The sequence below is a fragment of the Kineococcus radiotolerans SRS30216 = ATCC BAA-149 genome (assembly GCF_000017305.1).
Lineage (GTDB): Bacteria > Actinomycetota > Actinomycetes > Actinomycetales > Kineococcaceae > Kineococcus > Kineococcus radiotolerans.
The window spans coordinates 2,517,758-2,535,730 of record NC_009664.2; the positions used below are offsets into that span (position 1 = coordinate 2,517,758).

Below are 17,973 nucleotides of genomic sequence, written 5' to 3' on the forward strand. Positions count from 1 at the left end.
CGCGCCCCGGGGCGGCGCGGCGCGGCGCAACACGACCGCAACACCGCCGCAACCCGCGAGGTCACCCGGGCGCGCAGGATCGGTCCCGAGGAGGTCCCGTGACCTGGATCGACGCCCCGGCGCACCGCCCCCGCACCCCCGCCCCGGTGCCGCGCCACCTGGCGGGGATCTCCGTCGCGCGCGCCCGCGCCCGGGCCCTCGTCGAGCGGCCCGGCCCGTTCGACGACGACGCCGTGCTGGTGCGGGACACCACCGTGCGCGGGGCGGCGGGCCCGCTGCCCGCCCGCACCTACCGCCCCCGCGCCGGTGGCCGGGGGGTGGTCCTGTTCCTGCACGGCGGCGGGTGGGCGCTGGGCGACCTGGACACCGACGACGCGGTGTGCCGCCGGATCGCGGCCGACGCCGGGACCGCGGTGCTCGGCCTGGGCTACCGCCTCGCCCCGGAGCACCCCCACCCCGCGGCCCTGGAGGACGCCTCGGCCGTGCTGCGGGCCCTCGCCGACCGCGGGGCCGGCGGGGTCGGCGGGCCCGGGGAGCCGCTCGCGGTGGCCGGGGCCGAGGCCGGGGCGCAGCTCGCGGCCGTCCTGGCGCTGCGCTCGCGCGCGGGCTCGGTCCCGCCCCTGGCCCACCAGGTGCTGCTGTGCCCGGTCCTGGACAGCGACCTGACCCGCCCCTCCCACCGCGAGCACGGGCACGGCCCGGAGCTGACCGTGGAGGACCTGGCCTGGTTCTGGCGGATGCACGTGCCCGACCGCGCGGCGCGGCGGCGCCCCGACGTCTCCCCGCTGCGGGTGCCCGACCCCACCGGGCTCGCCCCGGCCACCCTCGTCGTCGCCGGGGCCGACCCGCTGCGCGACGAGGGCCTGGCCCACGCCGGTCGGCTGACCGCCGCCGGCGTCGACGCGCACCGCGTCCTCGCCGGGGACGCCCGGCACGGGTTCGCGACGCGGCCGGGGTCGCCCGACGCCGACGCGGCGCTGCGCGCGGTCACCGACCGCCTCCGCCCGGCGCTGGCCCCGGCGGCCCGGACCGCCGCGGGCGCGCGCGTGATCGACCTGCGCGCGCCGGTCCGCGTGGCCGGGGCCCGGAGCGCGCCGTAGGGTCCGGGCATGACTCAGGCGACCCCCCAGGTGACCTTGCACGACGGCGTCGGGATCCCCCAGCTGGGGTTCGGCGTGTGGCAGGTCCCCCCGGAGCAGACCGCCGAGGTCGTGCTCCGGGCCCTGCAGGCCGGCTACCGCCACATCGACACCGCCGCCGGGTACGGCAACGAGGCCGGGGTCGGGGACGCGTTGCGCGCCAGCCAGATCCCGCGCGAGGACGTGTTCATCACGACCAAGCTCGCCAACAGCGAGCACGGCCGGGACAAGACCCTCGCCGCGTTCGACGCCTCGATGGCCAAGCTCGGCCTGGACTACCTCGACCTCTACCTCATCCACTGGCCGCTGCAGGCCGACGACTACGTCGAGACCTGGAAGGCGTTCGAGGAGATCAAGGCCTCGGGGCGGGTCCGCACCATCGGCGTCTCGAACTTCCAGAAGACCCACCTGCGCAAGCTGCTCGACGAGACCGGCACCGTGCCCACCGTCAACCAGGTCGAGGTCCACCCCTACCTCGTGCAGGAGGACCTGCGCTCCTTCCACGCCGAGCACGGCATCGCCACCGAGGCGTGGAGCCCGCTGGCCCAGCGGGCCGGGCTCGTCGAGGACCCCGTCGTCACGGGCATCGCCGAGCAGCTCGGGCGCACCCCCGCCCAGGTCGTCATCCGCTGGCACCTGCAGCAGGGCAACGTGGTGATCCCCAAGTCCGTCACCCCGGAGCGGATCGTGTCCAACATCGACGTGTTCGGCTTCGAGCTGCCCCCCGAGCAGGTCGACGCCCTCACCGGGCTCGACCGCGCCGAGCGCACCGGGCCCGACCCGGACGTCCTCGGCTGACCCTCAGAGCAGGGAGAGCTCGAACCAGACGGTCTTGCCCGTCCCGACCGTCTCCGAACCCCACCGGCGGGCGAGGGTGTCGACGAGCGCGACACCCCGTCCGCCGGTGGCGGTCACCGGCACGTGCCGCACCTGCGGGAGGCCCGGGCCGCCGTCGCTGACCGAGACCCGCACCCACTCCGCGGCCCGGCGCAGCCGCACCTCGATCGGCTCCCCGCCGTAGCGGACGGCGTTGGTGACCAGCTCCGTCGTCAGCAGCTCCAGGGTCTGGCTGACCTGGGTGGGGAGGGTCGTGGAGGCGAACTGCTCGCGCAACCACGCGCGGGCGCGCCGGGCCGCCGACGGGTCGGCCCGCAGCTCCAAGCGCGTCATGCCACCCCGTCCGTCCCACCTCGTGTCCTCCCAACTGTGGCACCAGGTTCCGCGTCGGCAACCGGGACCCGCCGCCGGGGGCACCGCGAGGCATGATGCACCGGTGGACGAACGGGTGCGCGGGCTCAGCAGCACGACCCTGCTGCCGGCGCACCCCGACGGCGACTTCGACCGCTTCGCCCGGCTGGGCACCCTCGTCCTCGGCGTGCCCGTCGCGCTGGTCTCGATGGTCAGCCGCGACGGGCAGGTCTTCCCCGGCGCCGTCGGCCTGCCCGAGCCGTGGCAGACGCTGCGCCGGACCCCGCTGACCCACTCCCTGTGCCGGCACGTGGTCACCTCCGGGGAGGTCTTCACCGTCGAGGACGCCCGGCTGGACCCCCTCACCGCGGACTCCCTGGCCATCCCCGACCTCGGCGTCGTCGCCTACGCCGGCGCCCCCCTGCGGCTGCCCGACCCCCTCACCGGGGTCGCCGACCCCGACGCACCCGTCGTGGGGGTGCTGTGCGCCATCGACGGCCGGCCGCGCCGCTGGAGCGCCGCTCAGGTCGAGGTCCTGGAGGACCTCGCCGCCGCCTGCTCCGCCGAGCTGGGCCTGCGGGTGCTGGAGGAGCGCAACCGCCTCCTGCTCAGCCTCGCCGACGCCCTCGTCGGGGCGCGCACCGTCGCCGACGTCGACGCCACCGTCGCGGCCGTCACCCGCTCCTGGCTCGGGGGCGCCTGGAGCGGGCTGGTGCTGGCCGACCCCGGTCACCGCCGGCTGCGCCGCGCCGCGCCCTCCGCCCCGCCCGCCGGCACCGGCGTGGAGGGGGAGTTCGTCGACCTCGACGACGAGGGACCCGTCGCCCACGTCGCCCGCGAGCGCCGCCCGCTGCTCTTCGCCAGCGTGGAGGAGCTGCGCGAGGCGTTCCCGCGGGCCGCGACCGCGGCGGAACCGGCCTTCGCGGCCTCGGCCTACCTGCCGCTGCTGGTGCAGGAACGCCTCGTCGGGGTCCTGTGCCTGGTCTGGGACTCCGACCGCCTCACCCTCGGCGCCGAGGCGGACGTGTGGAGCGCCCTGGCCCGCTTCACTGCCCAGGCCCTGGACCGGGCGACCCTCGACTCCGAGCGGCGCTCGCGCGCGGAGGTGCTGCAGCGCTCGCTGCTGCCCCGGCTGCCCGAGGCGACGGGGGAGCTGCAGGTGCGGGGCCGCTACGTCCCCGCCAGCCGCGAGGAGGAGGTCGGCGGGGACTGGTACGACGTCGTCGTGGGACCCGGCGGGGAGACCACCCTCGTCCTGGGCGACGTCGCGGGCCACGACGTGGTCGCCGCGGCGACCATGGGGCAGGTGCGCGGCCTGCTGCGCGCCTTCACCTGGGACCGGCCCGGGTCCCCCGGCGAGCTGGTGTCGCGGCTGGACTCCGCGATGGCGGGGCTCGGCGTGGACGGGCTCGCCACCCTCGTCCTGGCCCGCGTGGAGCGCCGCGCGACGGCGGCGGGCACGCGCTACCGGCTGCGCTGGACCAACGCCGGTCACCCGCCGCCGGTGCTGCTGCACCCCGACGGGAGGACCGAGCTGCTCGACGGCGCCTCCGACCTGCTCGTGGGGCTGCTGCCGCGGGTCGAGCGCCACGACCACGTCGCCGACGTCCCGCCCGGGGCGACCCTGGTGCTCTACACCGACGGGCTCATCGAGCACCGCGGCCGCAGCCTGGCCGGGGGGATCGCGCGGGCCCGCACCACCCTGGAGCGCCACGGCGGGTCCACCCTCGACGTCCTCCTCGACGACCTGCTGGGCGAGCTCGTCGGCACCCGCGGCGAGGACGACTGCGCGCTGCTCGCGGTGCGCTTCCCGTGACCGGCTCCCTCACCGACGTCGCCGGGATCGAGGTCGGGCACGCCACCCGGCGCGGGGACGGCTGGCTCACCGGGGTCACCGCCGTCCTGCTCCCGCCGGGCACCGTCGGCGGCGTCGACGTGCGCGGCGGCGGGCCGGGCACCCACGAGACCGACGCCCTGGACCCCCGCACCCTCGTCCCCACCGTCGACGCCGTCGTCCTGACCGGCGGCTCGGCCTACGGCCTGGTCGCCGCCCACGGCGTGCAGCGCTTCTGCGCCGAGCGCGGCCGGGGCTTCCCCGTCGGCCCCGGCCCCGGGGAGGTCGTGCCGATCGTGCCCGCGGCCGCCGTCTTCGACCTCGGCCGCGGCGGGGTCTTCGGGAACCACCCCACCGAGGCCATGGGCCACGAGGCCGCCGCCGCCGCGCACCCCGGACCGGTCGAGCGCGGTGTCGTGGGGGCCGGGACGGGAGCCGTCGTCGGGGGGCGCTGGAAGGGCGGGGTGGGGTCGGCCTCGGCGCGCTCGGGCGGGGTCGTGGTCGCGGCGCTCGCCGTCGTCAACGCCGTCGGGCTCCCCGTCCCGGGACCCGCCGGGCCGGTCGAGCCCGGCCCGGTGAACACCACCCTCGTGGTCGTCGCCACCGACGCCGCGCTGGACCCGGCGGAGACCTCCCGCACCGCCACCGTCGCCCACGACGGGCTGGCGCGGGCGCTGAACCCCGTCCACACCCTCGCCGACGGCGACACCGCCTTCGCCGTGGCGACGGGCGCGGTGGCGCTGCCCCCGGAGCGGGCGGCGCGGGTGCGCGAGCTCGTGGACCTGCAGCGGGTCGCCGCCGACGTCGTCCGCGACGCGGTGCTGGACGCGATCGCCGCCGCCGAGGACGTCGGGCCCTACCCGCGCTACCCGGGGTAGGCCTGCTCAGGCCCCGGTGCCGCGCAGGTCGATGGTGCGGCGGGCGGGGGCGGCGCTGCGGACGCGGCCCTTGCCCGACCCCTTCGCCTCGTACATCGCGGCGTCGGCCTGCTGGAGCACCCGCGCCGCGTCGGTGCGGGAGCCGGCCATGGCCAGGCCGACGCTGATGCCGACCCGGAACTCCCACCCGGCGACGGGGAACGGCTCCGCCATCGCCTCCACGATCCGCCCGGCCACGACGGCCGCGGCGGCCTCGTCGGGCAGGTCGGGGCAGACGACGGCGAACTCGTCGCCGCCGATGCGGGCGACGGTGTCGCCGGGACGGACGGCCGCGGAGAGGCGCTCGGCCACCGCGATGAGGACGTGGTCGCCGGCGGCGTGACCGCCGGTGTCGTTGACGGGCTTGAAGTCGTCGAGGTCGCAGTAGAGCAGCGCGACCCGGTCGCCGCTGCGGTGGGCCGCGGACAGGGCGTGGCGCAGCCGGTCCTCCAGCAGGGTGCGGTTGGGCAGCCCGGTCAGCGGGTCGTGCAGGGCGGCCTCGCGCAGCCGGCGCTGGACGAGGCGGCGCTGGGTGACGTCGACGACCTGCACGACGGCGCCGACCTCCCCGGGGCCCTCCCCGCCGGGCGTGGGCCAGGCCGAGGCGGCCAGCTCCAGCCAGACCTCGCCGTCGCCGTGCTGCAGCTCGGCGTGCCACTGCGCGGGACGGCCGGCGACGACCTCCTCGGCCATCTCGGCGGCGGCGGCGACGAAGGTCTCGCGGTGGTCGGGGTGGACCTGCTCGGCCCAGTCCGACCCGACGGCGACCTCCACGCCCAGCATCGACTGGAGGCGGTCGTTGGCGCGGGCGACGACGGCCGAGCCGTCCGGGCGCAGCCGCAGCAGGGCCACCCCGAGCAGGGCGTCGTCGAAGGTGCGGCGGAAGACGTCCTCGCGGCGGGAGGCGGTGACGACGGCGCGCTCGCGCGAGCGCACCACCAGCGACATCACCAGGGCGACGGCGCCGGAGGTGAACAGCAGGGCCTGCAGGGCGACGTCGTCGGCGGTGCCGGCGCCGCGCCCGGTGGCGGTGCCGCCGGTGGCGACGACGGCGACGACGAGCTGGCAGCTCAGGGCCCGCGCGACCCCCAGGCGCGCGGCGCCCCACAGGATCGGGACGACGACGAGGAAGGACCAGGGACCCACGGCCCCGTCGCGGAAGACGGCGGCGGACACCCCCAGGGACAGCGCCAGGACCAGCACCCACTCGGTGAGCGCGGCCCGGGCGCGGCGCTGGTCCGCCGCGGGCGCGGAGGGGCGCAGCACGAGCAGCGGCGCGACGAGCAGGATGCCGAGGAGCTGGCCGAGGGCGTACGTCGCCCCGGCCCCGGAGTCGCCGGCGAGCTGGACGAGCAGGGCGGCGGCGGTGACCCCGGCGAGGGCGCCGGCGGTCAGCCGCCACGCGTCGCGGCCCCGTCGCAGGCGCGCGGGCTCCCCGCGGCCGAGCACGGTGATCAGCGCGGCGCCGACCCCGCACTGCAGCGCCTGCGCGCTCGCGAACGTGACCGTGGTGCCCGCCCCGGAGGGCAGCAGGCTCGCGGCGAGGGTCCCCACCAGCGTCCCGGCGACGCACCACCACCGCCGGGCGGGGTGGCGCGCGGCCAGGGCCAGGGCCGCCCCCGCGGCCGGCCACCAGACCGCGGCGGCGGGTGCGGAGGACCCCACCAGCACCGGGGCCACCGCCGCGAGGACCGCGACGACCACGGCGGTCGTGACCGCGAGCCGCAGCCCGCCGCCGTGCACGCGCGACGACCGCGCGCGGGGGCTGCCGGTGTCACCCGTCCGGACCTCGGGGGCTGTCGCGATCATGCCCCCTCCTCGGCAGGTGCCCCCGGTTCCTTGAGTGCTCCGTCCGGGTGAACCCGGATCGTGACCGGACCGTCACCTCCGGGCCCGGGGCGGGGTGAGCCCGTGCCCGCCGGCTCCCGGCGTCGGGGATCCTGGAGGGGTGAGCACCACCGGGATCCCGCACTCCTCGCACTGGGGCGCCTTCCGCGCCGACCCCACCGCGGACGGCGTGCGCGTCCGGGCGCACCCCGACGACCCGGCGCCGTCCGCGCTGCTGCGCAACGTCGCGGTCGCGGCCACCCCCACCGCCCGCGTGCTGCGCCCGCACGTGCGGCGCGGCTGGTGGGAGGACGGCCCCGGCCCCGACGAGCGGCGCGGGCGCGACGAGTTCCTGCCCGTGGAGTGGGACGAGCTGCTGGACCGGGTCGCGGGGGAGTACGCCCGGGTGCTCGGCGAGCACGGCCCGCGGGCGGTGTACGCCGGGTCCTACGGCTGGGCCAGCGCGGGCCGCTTCCACCACTCCCAGAGCCAGCTGCACCGCTTCTCGCACTGCCTGGGCGGGGCGGTCCGCTCGACCTGGACCTACAGCCACAACGTCGGGGAGGTCCTCATGCCCCGCGTCGTCGGCAGCCAGGAGCCGCTGATCTCCCCGACCGCGTGGACGAGCGTGGAGGCCGCCACCGACCTCGTCATCGCCCTCGGCGGGCTGCCCGCGAAGAACTCCGAGGTCGCCAGCGGCGGCATCACCCGCCACGAGGTCGCCGGCCGGCTGCGCTCGGCCCGGGCCCGGGGCGCGGAGTTCGTCCTCGTCTCCCCGCTGCGCGACGACCTCGCCGCCGAGCTCGACGCGGACTGGTTCGCCGTCGTCCCCGGCAGCGACGCCGCGCTGCTGCTGGCGATGTGCCACGTCCTGCTGACCGACGGCAGCTTCGACGCGGGGTTCCTGGAGCGGTTCACCGCCGGCTCGGAGGAGTTCCTCGCCTCCCTGCGCGGGGCCGACGACGGGGTGGAGAAGACCCCCGAGTGGGCCGAGCCCCTCACCGGGATCGCCGCCGGGCGCATCCGCGACCTCGCCCGCCGCGCCGTGCGCGGCCGCACGATGATCACCGTCAGCTGGTCCGTGGCCCGCACCCGCTTCGGCGAGCAGCCCCTGTGGGCGGCCGTCGCGCTGGCCGCGATGATCGGGCAGATCGGCCTGCCCGGCGGCGGCTTCGGCCACGGCTACGCCTCCACCGGCGGGGTCGGCAAGCGCGCCGGGACCTACCCGCTCCCCACGTTCCCGCAGTTCGCCGACCCGCTGCGGGTGCGCATCCCCGTCGCCCGCATCGCCGACGCCCTGTTGCACCCCGGGGAGCCCTACGAGGTCGACGGCCGGCACGAGACCTACCCGCACCTGCGCCTGGTCCACTGGGCCGGGGGCAACCCCTTCCACCACCACCAGGACCTGCAGCGGCTGCAGCGCGCGTTCCGCGCCGCGGAGACGATCGTCGTCCACGAGCCGTTCTGGACCTCCACCGCCCGCCACGCCGACGTCGTGTTCGCCGCCACGACGACGCTGGAGCGCGAGGACGTCGGCGCCGCCCGCTACGACGACCGCCTCATCGCCATGGGCCGGGTCCACGAACCGCTGGGGGAGGCCCGCGACGACTACGAGGTCCTCTCCGGGCTCGCCCACCGCCTCGGGGCCGGCGAGCGCTTCACCGAGGGCCGCACGGCGGGGGAGTGGGTCGAGCACCTCTACGAGGAGTGGCGCACCGGCCCGGCCGCGCGCGCCGGCATCACCGCCCCGCCCCACGCGGAGTTCCTCGCCGCGGGGGAGTTCCGGCTGCCCCCGGAGCCGAGGGAGAAGGTGATGTTCGCCTCCTTCCGCGCCGACCCGGACCGGTTCCCGCTGCGCACCCCCAGCGGGCGCATCGAGCTGCACTCCGAGACCATCGCCGGTTTCGGCTACGACGACTGCCCCGGGCACCCGGTGTGGCTGGCCCCGGAGGAGCAGCCCGACGAGGAGTTCCCGCTGCGGCTGGTCGCGAACAACCCCGCCACCCGCCTGCACAGCCAGCTCGACCACGGCGCCACGTCCCAGGCCGGGAAGGTCGCCGGGCGCGAACCGGTGCGGATGCACGCCCGCGACGCCGCCGCGCGCGGTCTCGCCGACGGGCAGGTCGTCGTGCTGCGCAGCCGCCGCGGCAGCTGCCTGGGCGGGCTCGTCGTCTCCGACGCCGTGCGCGAGGGCGTGGTGCAGATGTCCACCGGGTCGTGGTTCGACCCCGTGGCCGGGGCGGCCGCCGGGGTCACCTGCGGCTACGGCAACGTCAACGTCCTCACCCGCGACGTCGGCTCCTCCCGGCTCAGCCAGGCCTGCACCGGTCAGCACGCCACCGTCCAGGTGAGCGCGTTCGAGGGGGTCCCGCCGAGGGTGACGATCTTCGACCAGCCCGCCTGAGGGCCGGCGGAAACCGGTGGCGCCCGCCCGGGGCGGGCGGCAGGCTCGGCGGGTGCTGCCCGTGGAACTGCACCCCTTCGCCGGTCTGCGCCTGCTCGTCCGCGATCCCGGCGGCGACCCCGGCGGCGACGTCGAGCTGCGCACGGGCGACGTCGAGGGCCTCGTGGAGCTCGCCGCCGTCGCCGCCCGCGGGGTCCACGACCCCGGCCCGTCGCCGTTCGCGGTGCCCTGGACCGCGTGCGCCCCCGCCGAGCGGGCCCGCCGGACCCTGCGCTGGCACCTGCTCGGCTGGGGCGGCTGGTCGCCGCGGGAGTGGCGCCTGGACTTCGTCGTCCGCCGCGGCGGGGTCGTCGTCGGCACCCAGTCGCTGGAGGCGGTGGACTTCCCCGTGCTGCGCGAGGTCGTCACCGGTTCCTGGCTGGGACGGGAGCACCAGGGCCGGGGGACCGGGCCCCTGATGCGCGCCGCCGTCCTGCACCTGGCCTTCGCCGGGCTCGGCGCGTCCTGCGCGCGCAGCGAGGCCTTCCTGGACAACCCCCGGTCCCGGGCGGTGTCGCAGCGCCTGGGCTACCGCGAGGACGGGCAGCGGGCCGTGGTGCGCGACGGCGTGCGCGCGGTGCAGCAGCGGCTGCGCCTGGACGCCGCGGACTGGGCCGCGGGCGAGCGGCCGGAGGTGCTCGTGGAGGGGGTGGAACCGGTGCGGGAGGCCCTGCTGCCCGCGGCCCCCTAGCCGCGCGTCCCGGGTCGGGGCGTTGCTCCGTGTGGGGCATCATGGAGCTCCGAACACGGTGCGCGCTGCGCACCGCCGAGGTGCGGAGGTGCCGCAGGTGACGACCGAGGGCTGGCCCGACGACAGGATCACCTCCTCCGACGCCCCGTCGATCGTCCGCCACCACGCCGGACCGGCCGACGACCCGGACCGCTACGAGCTGCTGGGCGAGGCCGACGGCGCCGACGAGGCGTGGCACGTGATCGACCACCGCGCCGTGACGGGGGAGGCGCTGTTCACCCTCGCCGCGCTGCGCCCGGCGGCGACCGGCGACCTCGAGGTCCGCCACGACGCGGGCGGGGACGTGCAGGACGGGGAGGACGGGGACGACGCCCCGGTGCCGCCCGAGGTCCTCTGGCGCGAACGGGCCGCCGGCCTGGCCCGCGTCCGCCACGCCCGGCTCGCCGGCCTCGTGGGCACCTTCACCGGACCCGCCCCGCACGCCCCCGGCCGCGCCGACCTGCAGGCGCGGGAGTGGGACTACGCCGTCCTCGAGCAGGCCGCCGGCCGGTCGGTGGCCGACTGGCTGCGCGACGACCCCGGCGCCGGCGTCGAGGAGCGCTTCACCGTCCTGGCCGCCGCGGCCGCGGTCCTGCAGGAGCTGCACCGGGGGTCCGAGGACGCCCCGCCGGTCGTGCACGGCGACATCACCCCGCGCTCGGTGCGCCTGGGCGGCTTCTGGCCCGCCGACGGCGTCCGGCTCTCCGGGGCGAGCCTGGGCGGGTTGCGGCACGGCCCCGTGCGGCGGCGCTCCAGCAGCGTCTACACCGCGCCCGAGGTGCGGCGGGGAGCGCTGCCCTCCGCGGCCAGCGACGTCTTCGGCCTCGGCGCGACGGCCGTCCTGGTCCTCACCGGCACGCCCCCGGCCACCTCCCCCGACGGCGTCCTGGACCCCGCGCTGGTGAAGCGGCAGCTCTTCGCCGCCCCGCTGACCGCCCCGCACCCGGGGCTGGCCGAGGTCCTGCTGCAGGCCCTCTCCGACGACCCCGCCCAGCGCCCGGACCGGCTGCCGGCCTGGGTCAACGGGATGCGCGCCTTCGTCGAGCCGCGGTCCTCCGCGGGCACCCGCGACGGGGCGGGCCCCGTCGGCGCGGCGGGGGCGGCGGCGGGAGCGGCGGCCGCCCGGTCGGCGCGCACGCTGCCCCGGCGCCCGGTGGTCGTCGTCGCGGGGGCGCTGCTGCTGGCGACCGCCGGCACCGCGGTCGCGATCGGCGCGGTGCAGCAGGGCCGGCTGAAGGACGTCCCCAACCCCGTCGCCATCGTCCAGGGGCCTCAGACCCCCGCCGCGCCGTCCCCGCCCCCGGCGCCGCCCGCCCCGGTGCCCACCAGCGCGGAACCGTCTGCGGACGGGTCCGCGCGCCCGCGGGTCCCCGCCACCCGCCGCCCCTCCGCGTCGGCCTCCTCGACCCCCCCGTCGCCCTCCGCGTCGGTGCCCCCCACCGCGCCGGCAGTACCGGCGCCGACGACCGGGCCGGACCTGCTCGGGGGCCCGCCGACCGCCACCCCGCCCCCGGGCACGTCCCCGGCGCCGGCCGTCCCCGTGCCCCCCGCGGTGCCCACGACGTCCCCCACGACCTCACCCACCACCTCGACGGCCCCGCCCACCGGCGGGCCCGGGGTCCCGCCGCCCACCCCCACCCCGACCGCGCCCCCCACGAGCAGCCCCACGGGCAGCCCGACGGGCAGCCCCACCTCCAGCGCGCCGCCCACCCCGACGGCGAGCACGTCGACGGCGGCCGTCCCCCCGCGCACCGAGTCCCCCACCCCGCCGGGGAACGGGGTCGGGAACGGGGTCGGGAACGGGCCGGGCAACGGGATCGGGAACGGACCGCCGCCCGAGGTGACCCTGCCGCCGCGCGTCGCCCCCGGCCTCGACGGGACCCCCGCCGACCGCTGACCCCGGCGGTGGGAAGGGCCCCCGGGGCTCCTGTGGAGGTGTGGTGCACACCCGGTCGGCCCAGCACCGGGGGCGGGCGCCCGCAGCACGGCGACGCATACTGAGGACGACGAGCACCCAGGGCGTGGCGCCGAAGGCCCCGCCGACCGCCGCCGACGGATCGGTGGCACCCACGACGCGAACCGGCGCGAGCGACCGTCGCCCGCACCGGCGCACGACCGCCGGAGGACCAGACAGACGTGGCCGCACGACGTCCCGCCCCCACCCCGCCGACCCGCCGCAGCGCGGGCCGGCCCCCGGCCCGACCCGCGCGCCGCCCCCGGCGCCGCCGCGTCCTCGGCTGGCTCCTCGGGCTGCTCGTCGCCGGTCTGGCGCTCGCCGCCGGCGGGTTCACCGCGGCCTACGCGCTGGTGAAGGTCCCCGACCCCAACGAGCTCGCCGACGCCCAGATCAGCACGGTCTACTACGCCGACGGCACCACCGAGCTGGGCCGGTTCGCCTCGGTCAACCGGGAGAACGTGCCCCTGGCCCAGGTGCCGGACCCCGTCCAGAAGGCCGTGCTGGCCGCGGAGGACCGCAGCTACTACGAGAACCGCGGCGTCTCGCCCACCGGCATCGCCCGGGCCCTGTGGAGCAACGTCAGCGACGGCACCAGCCAGGGCGGCTCCACCCTCACCCAGCAGTACGTCAAGAACTACTACCTCTCCGCCGAGCAGTCGTACACGCGCAAGGCCAAGGAGTTCTTCATCTCGCTGAAGCTCGACCAGCAGCAGACGAAGGACGAGACGCTGGAGAACTACCTCAACACCGTCTACTTCGGCCGGGGCGCCTACGGCATCCAGGCCGCGTCGCAGGCCTACTTCGGGATCGACTCCGCCCAGCTGAACGTGTCCCAGGGGGCGCTGCTGGCCGCGCTGCTCAAGGGCCCGGGCAACTACGACCCCCGCAAGGGCGAGACCCAGGCCGCGGCCGCGCGGGAGCGCGTGGACTACGTCCTCGACGGGATGGTCACCGAGGGCTGGCTCTCCCCGGCCGACCGCGCCGCCGCGGGGCTGCCCGACACGATCGAGCCGCAGCAGGACAACCAGTGGTCGGGCACCAAGGGGTACCTGCTCAAGACGGTGAAGAACGAGCTGTCGAAGACCGTGGGGCTGTCCGAGGAGGACATCGACCGCGGCGGCCTGAAGATCACCACGACGTTCGACGCGAAGGCCCAGGCCGCGGCCGAGGAGGCCGTCGCCGACCAGCTCCCCGCCGAGCGCCCCGAGGGTTTCCACGTCGCGCTGACCGCGATCGACCCCCGGACCGGCGGGGTCACCGCGATGTACGGCGGGGCGGACTACGAGAAGAGCCAGTTCAACGACGCCACCCAGGCCACGGCGCAGGCGGGGTCGACGTTCAAGCCCTTCACCCTGGTCGCGGCGCTGGAGCAGGGCATCTCGCTGCGGACGACGTTCAACGGCTCCAGCCCGCGCACCATCGACGACTGGCCGGCGAGGAACTTCGGCGACGAGCAGTTCGGGCGCATCGACCTCGTCACCGCGACCGAGCACTCGGTCAACACCGTCTACGGGCAGCTCAACGACGAGGTCACGCCCGAGAAGACCCGCGACGTCGCGATCCGGATGGGGTACCCGCAGGAGACCGCGGGCCTGGCGGACAAGGACACCACCATCTCCAACGTGCTGGGCACGGCCTCCCCGCACCCCATCGACGTCACCCAGGCCTACGCCACCTTCGCCGCGCAGGGCACCCGCACCCCGTGGCACACCATCGCCAGCATCGACGACTCCGCCGGCACCCGGACCTACACGGCCTCGCCCACGACGACCCAGGCCATCGCCCCCGACGTGGCCGCCGACGCCACCTACGCCATGCAGCAGGTCGTGCAGTCCGGCACCGGCGCCTACGCCAAGCGCCTCAGCCGCCCCGCGGCCGGCAAGACGGGCACCTCCAACGGCAACATGTCGGCGTGGTTCGCGGGGTTCACCCCCAACCTCGCCGCGTCGGTGGCCCTGTTCCAGACCAGCCCCGACGGCAAGAGCAACGTGTCCCTGAAGCTGGGCCGCGGGGAGGTCACCGGCGGCTCCTACCCGGTGCGGATCTGGACGGCGTTCATGCGCGCCGCCCTCGACGGGGTCGAGGAGGAGGACTTCCCGGCCCGCGCGAACGTCGGCGTGGCCAAGGGCTCCACGAGCACGGCCACGTCGCGCTCCACCTCCCGGCCGAGCTCGACGTCCTCGTCGACCTCCACCGCGACGTCGTCCCCGACCGCGACCGAGAGCCCCACCGGCACCCCCACCGACTCCCCGAGCGGGGACCCCACCGGCACCCCCACGGGCACGCCGGCGAGCCCGTCGTCGAGCGCGTCGAGCTCCGCCAGCGCCTCCAGCAGCAGCCCGGCCCCGACCGGCGGCGCCGCCGGGGACGGCGACCCCGGCGAGCAGGCCGCCGAGCAAGCCGCGGCGGGCGGCGCGCGGGCCGGTGCGGCGGTCCCGAGCGCCGCGGCCCCGAGCGCGGCGGCCGCCGGGTAGGGGAAGCTGACGGGGTGAGCGAGCCCTCGAGCCCCGCGCCGCCCGGCGCCCCCTCGGTCCCGCCGACGGCCGTGGACCCCCTCGCCCGCGCGGGCAGCGAGGTCCTCGGCGGCCCCGCCGGGCGGCGCCTGGGCGGCGACGGCCCCTGGTGGGCGCGCGCGCTGCCGGTGGCGGTGTTCCTCACCTCCGCCGCGATCGCGGTGGGGGTGGCCACCCGCCACCACTGCCGGGCGCAGGGCTGGAACACCCCCGACCAGTTCGTCCACGCCTGCTACTCCGACCTGCCGGTCGTCTTCACCTCCTCCGGCCTGGCGAACGGGCTCGGCCCCTACGACGACGGCGTCGCGCTGAACCAGCCGCCGGTGACCGCGGCGCTGGCCTGGCTGCTCGCCCGGCTCGCCCCGCACGAGGTGACCGTCGCGGCCCAGCGGACCTACTTCGACGTGTCCTCGGTGCTGCTGCTGCTCGCGGCGCTCGTCGTCACCGTCTCGGTCTGGGCCACCACCGGCCGCGGGCGCGGCTGGGACGTCCTGCTCGTCGCGGTCAGCCCCGTCCTCGCCCTCTCCGGCCTGCTCTCCCTCGACCTGGCCGGGGTCGCCCTGGCCACCGCCGGGACGGCCTGCTGGGCCCGCAGGCGCCCGGTCGCGGCGGGGGTCCTGCTGGGCCTGGCCGTCGCGGCCCGCACCTACCCCGTGCTGGTCCTGCTCGCCATCGCGCTGCTCGCGGTGCGCACCGGCCGCCACCGCGCGGCCGCGACGACGGTGCTGGCCGCGGTGCTGGCCTGGCTCGCGGTGGACCTGCCCCTCGCCCTGACCCGCCCCGGGGCCTGGTCCGCCTACCTCAGCGCCTTCTTCGAGCAGCGCGCCGGGTACGGGTCGCCGTGGGTCCTGCCGCAGCTGGCCCAGCAGGCCGTCGGCGCGGAGGGCACCTCGGGGCTGCCCGGCACCGCGGTGGTCGTGCTGAGCGTCGGCGCCTGGATCGCGTGGACGGCCCTCGTCGGGGTCTTCGCGCTGTGGGCCCCGCGCCGGCCCCGGCTGCCGCAGGTCGCGTTCCTGCTCGTGGCGGGCTGCTGCGCGCTGGGGGTGGCCTTCCCCCCGCAGGCGTCGCTGTGGCTGCTGCCGCTGGCCGTGCTCGCGGTCCCGCGCTGGCGCGACCAGGTGCTGTGGTGGGCCGCGGAGGCGGCGTACTACGGGGCCGTCTGGCTCTACATCGCGGGGCAGACCAACACCGACCGGGCGCTGCCGCCGGAGCTGTACGCGCTCTTCCTGCTGCTGCGCCTGGCCGCGGTGGCCTGGCTGGTGGTCTGCGTGGTGCGCGAGGCGCGCGCCCCCCGCCGCGACGCGGTCCGCTCCACCCCCGGGCTGGATGACCCCGCGGGCGGTGACTTCGACGGGGCCCCCGACGCCCTCGTCGTGCGGATCGGCTGACCGCCCGGGCGTGCACAGGGGCCCCGGCGGCGGGGTCTGTGGACGGCCGGACCCGCGCCCGGCGCCCGCGCGGCACAGTGGGCGCCCGGGGGCCGGTAGACTTCTGTGGTTCCCCGTCCGCTCGCAGCACGTGAGCCGGGCGGGACGACACGCACCGAGACCCTCCTGCCACGGAGAGACCGTGGCCGCCTGAGACCGAAGGAGGTGGGGAATGAGCGCGCGTCAGTACGAGCTCATGGTGATCCTCGACGCGGAGCTGGAAGAGCGGACGGTCGCCCCGTCCCTCGACCGCTTCCTCAACGTGGTCCGCCAGGGCGGTGGCGAGGTCGGCAAGGTCGACATCTGGGGCCGCCGCCGGCTCGCGTACGACATCAAGAAGAAGTCCGAAGGCATCTACGCGGTGATCGAGCTCAACACCGAGCCCGCCGTCGCGCAGGAGCTCGACCGCCAGCTCAACCTCAACGAGGGTGTGCTGCGCACCAAGCTGCTGCGAGCCGAGGCTGCCTGATGGCGGGTGAAACCGTCGTCACGCTGATCGGGAACCTCACCAACGACCCCGAACTGCGCTTCACCCCGTCGGGTGCCGCGGTGGCCAACTTCACGGTCGCCTCGACGCCCCGCACGTTCGACCGCCAGTCGAACGAGTGGAAGGACGGCGAGACGTTGTTCATGCGCTGCGCGATCTGGCGCGAGGCGGCGGAGAACGTCGCCGAGTCCCTCACGCGCGGCACGCGGGTCGTGGTCACCGGTCGGTTGCAGTCGCGCACCTTCGACACGAAGGAAGGCGAGAAGCGCACCGTCATCGAGATGCAGGTCGACGAGGTCGGCCCCTCGCTGCGCTACGCCACCGCGAAGGTCAACAAGACCTCCCGCGGTAGCGGCGGTGGGGGCGGCGGCTTCGGCGGCGGCGGTGGCGGCGGTTTCTCCGGGGGCGGTTCCGCCGGCGGCAACGCCGGCGGCAGCGGCTCCGGCGGCGGCTGGGGCGGGAACCCCGGCGGCAGCGCTCCGCAGCCGCAGGACGACCCCTGGGCCACCGGCCCGTCCGGCGGCAACGCCGGCGGCGGGGGCTGGGGCGGCGCGTCCAACGACGACCCGCCGTTCTAGTCGGCGACCGCAGCACTCCACGAGACCGGCACCGCGGGGCGAGTCCCCGGGGTTCCGCGCCTCACCGATCCGGCCACCGCGACCACGTCGCGTCCCGCCGGGTCGCACACATGACGTCATCCCGGGGTAGCACCCCGGGCTCTCACGAGAGGGGAGCACCACGATGGCCAAGGTGCCCGTGCGCAAGCCCAAGAAGAAGCAGAACCCGCTCAAGGCCGCCAAGATCGAGGCGGTCGACTACAAGGACACTGCGCTGCTGCGCAAGTTCATCTCCGACCGCGGCAAGATCCGCGCGCGTCGGGTGACCGGTGTGTCCGTCCAGGAGCAGCGTCAGATCGCCAAGGCGATCAAGAACGCTCGCGAGATGGCGCTGCTGCCCTACAGCAGCTCCGCCCGCTGAGGAGGGGGAACGAGATGAAGCTCATCCTCACCCACGAGGTCTCCGGCCTCGGGACCCCCGGCGACGTCGTCGAGGTCAAGGACGGCTACGGCCGCAACTTCCTGCTGCCCCGCAACCTGGCCACCCCGTGGACCAAGGGTGGCGAGAAGCAGGTCGAGACGATCAGCAAGGCCCGCAAGGCCCGTGCGATCGCCAGCCTCGACGAGGCCAAGGCCGTCAAGCAGTCCCTCGAGGCTCGCACGGTGGCGTTCGCCGCTCGCGCCGGCCGCGGGGGCCGCCTGTTCGGCGCCGTGACCCCGGCCGACGTCGCGCTCGCCGTGTCCGCCGCCGGCGGTCCCACGGTGGACAAGCGCAAGGTCGAGATCCTGCAGCCGATCAAGACGACCGGCACGCACAAGGCGCTCGTCCGCCTGCACCCCGACGTCTCCGCCACGGTGACCATCGACGTCGTCGAGGCCACCGCCTGATCGAGGCGCCCGTACGACAGAGGCCGGTCGCGCAGCAGCGCGGCCGGCCTCCGTCGTTCCCGGACG

The 17,973-nt window shown here is 76.9% G+C and carries 15 protein-coding genes; 13 read left to right on the plus strand and 2 right to left on the minus strand.

The window, feature by feature from the left end; genetic code table 11:
- The first annotated feature begins 98 nt into the window (after positions 1-98).
- Together KRAD_RS12070 and KRAD_RS12075 are read left to right on the plus strand one after the other, a co-directional pair.
- Entirely contained in the window at positions 99-1,100 is a 1,002-nt protein-coding gene (locus tag KRAD_RS12070) for an alpha/beta hydrolase (protein ID WP_012085887.1), read from the plus strand.
- Positions 1,101-1,109: 9 nt separating this feature from the next.
- The gene (locus KRAD_RS12075) at positions 1,110-1,937 is read left to right on the plus strand and encodes an aldo/keto reductase (RefSeq protein WP_012085888.1); all 828 of its coding nucleotides are present in this window, start codon (positions 1,110-1,112) and stop codon (positions 1,935-1,937) included.
- A gap of 3 nt (positions 1,938-1,940) precedes the next feature.
- On the opposite strand, the gene KRAD_RS12080 is transcribed toward KRAD_RS12075, so the two are convergent.
- Positions 1,941-2,309: an ATP-binding protein gene (locus KRAD_RS12080; protein WP_041292057.1), complete on the minus strand. Its 369-nt coding sequence runs from the start codon at positions 2,307-2,309 to the stop codon at positions 1,941-1,943.
- Between the two features lie 103 nt (positions 2,310-2,412).
- On the opposite strand from KRAD_RS12080, the gene KRAD_RS12085 reads away from it, so the two are divergent.
- Positions 2,413-4,143 carry a GAF domain-containing SpoIIE family protein phosphatase gene (locus KRAD_RS12085; protein WP_012085890.1) on the plus strand — a complete coding sequence of 577 codons (1,731 nt, stop codon included), beginning with the start codon at positions 2,413-2,415 and terminating at the stop codon, positions 4,141-4,143.
- Positions 4,140-5,039 (plus strand): P1 family peptidase, encoded by a 900-nt coding sequence (locus KRAD_RS12090; RefSeq protein WP_012085891.1) that lies wholly within the window; start codon positions 4,140-4,142, stop codon positions 5,037-5,039. Before KRAD_RS12085 ends, KRAD_RS12090 begins: the two co-directional genes overlap by 4 nt.
- 6 nt (positions 5,040-5,045) lie before the next feature.
- Here the strand turns inward: KRAD_RS12090 and KRAD_RS24365 are convergent, their stop codons facing one another.
- Positions 5,046-6,887, minus strand: coding sequence for a GGDEF domain-containing protein (locus KRAD_RS24365; RefSeq protein WP_012085892.1), 1,842 nt, complete (start codon positions 6,885-6,887; stop codon positions 5,046-5,048).
- A 139-nt stretch (positions 6,888-7,026) separates the two neighbouring features.
- Between KRAD_RS24365 and KRAD_RS12100 the strand changes: the two genes are divergently transcribed.
- The 9 genes from KRAD_RS12100 (at position 7,027) to rplI (ending at position 17,907) form a co-directional block, all read left to right on the plus strand.
- The gene (locus KRAD_RS12100; protein WP_012085893.1) at positions 7,027-9,309 is read left to right on the plus strand and encodes a molybdopterin-dependent oxidoreductase; all 2,283 of its coding nucleotides are present in this window, start codon (positions 7,027-7,029) and stop codon (positions 9,307-9,309) included.
- Positions 9,310-9,361: 52 nt separating this feature from the next.
- Complete coding sequence (locus tag KRAD_RS12105; RefSeq protein WP_203417559.1) at positions 9,362-10,039, plus strand: GNAT family N-acetyltransferase; 678 nt, start codon at positions 9,362-9,364, stop codon at positions 10,037-10,039.
- A gap of 88 nt (positions 10,040-10,127) precedes the next feature.
- Positions 10,128-11,975 carry a hypothetical protein gene (locus KRAD_RS12110; RefSeq protein ID WP_041292058.1) on the plus strand — a complete coding sequence of 616 codons (1,848 nt, stop codon included), beginning with the start codon at positions 10,128-10,130 and terminating at the stop codon, positions 11,973-11,975.
- 239 nt (positions 11,976-12,214) lie between these two features.
- Positions 12,215-14,509 carry a transglycosylase domain-containing protein gene (locus KRAD_RS12115; protein ID WP_012085896.1) on the plus strand — a complete coding sequence of 765 codons (2,295 nt, stop codon included), beginning with the start codon at positions 12,215-12,217 and terminating at the stop codon, positions 14,507-14,509.
- Between the two features lie 14 nt (positions 14,510-14,523).
- Positions 14,524-15,936, plus strand: coding sequence for a glycosyltransferase 87 family protein (locus KRAD_RS12120; RefSeq protein WP_012085897.1), 1,413 nt, complete (start codon positions 14,524-14,526; stop codon positions 15,934-15,936).
- A gap of 211 nt (positions 15,937-16,147) precedes the next feature.
- Positions 16,148-16,444, plus strand: a complete 297-nt coding sequence (gene rpsF / locus KRAD_RS12125; protein WP_012085898.1) for a 30S ribosomal protein S6 — start codon at positions 16,148-16,150, stop codon at positions 16,442-16,444.
- Positions 16,444-17,040, plus strand: coding sequence for a single-stranded DNA-binding protein (locus tag KRAD_RS12130; protein ID WP_012085899.1), 597 nt, complete (start codon positions 16,444-16,446; stop codon positions 17,038-17,040). The genes rpsF and KRAD_RS12130 overlap by 1 nt, the downstream gene beginning before the upstream one ends.
- Positions 17,041-17,203: 163 nt before the next feature.
- Positions 17,204-17,440: a 30S ribosomal protein S18 gene (gene rpsR / locus KRAD_RS12135; RefSeq protein ID WP_012085900.1), complete on the plus strand. Its 237-nt coding sequence runs from the start codon at positions 17,204-17,206 to the stop codon at positions 17,438-17,440.
- A 14-nt stretch (positions 17,441-17,454) separates the two neighbouring features.
- Positions 17,455-17,907 carry a 50S ribosomal protein L9 gene (gene rplI / locus KRAD_RS12140; protein ID WP_012085901.1) on the plus strand — a complete coding sequence of 151 codons (453 nt, stop codon included), beginning with the start codon at positions 17,455-17,457 and terminating at the stop codon, positions 17,905-17,907.
- Positions 17,908-17,973: the final 66 nt, after the last annotated feature.

What these genes read in the sequence shown, in the direction of transcription:
- rpsR (WP_012085900.1), top strand. Translation starts at nt 17,204, where the DNA reads ATGGCCAAGGTGCCCGTGCGCAAGCCCAAGAAGAAGCAGAACCCGCTC.
- rpsF (WP_012085898.1), top strand. Translation starts at nt 16,148, where the DNA reads ATGAGCGCGCGTCAGTACGAGCTCATGGTGATCCTCGACGCGGAGCTG.
- KRAD_RS24365 (WP_012085892.1), bottom strand. Translation starts at nt 6,887, where the DNA reads ATGATCGCGACAGCCCCCGAGGTCCGGACGGGTGACACCGGCAGCCCC.
- rplI (WP_012085901.1), top strand. Translation starts at nt 17,455, where the DNA reads ATGAAGCTCATCCTCACCCACGAGGTCTCCGGCCTCGGGACCCCCGGC.
- KRAD_RS12075 (WP_012085888.1), top strand. Translation starts at nt 1,110, where the DNA reads ATGACTCAGGCGACCCCCCAGGTGACCTTGCACGACGGCGTCGGGATC.
- KRAD_RS12080 (WP_041292057.1), bottom strand. Translation starts at nt 2,309, where the DNA reads ATGACGCGCTTGGAGCTGCGGGCCGACCCGTCGGCGGCCCGGCGCGCC.
- KRAD_RS12130 (WP_012085899.1), top strand. Translation starts at nt 16,444, where the DNA reads ATGGCGGGTGAAACCGTCGTCACGCTGATCGGGAACCTCACCAACGAC.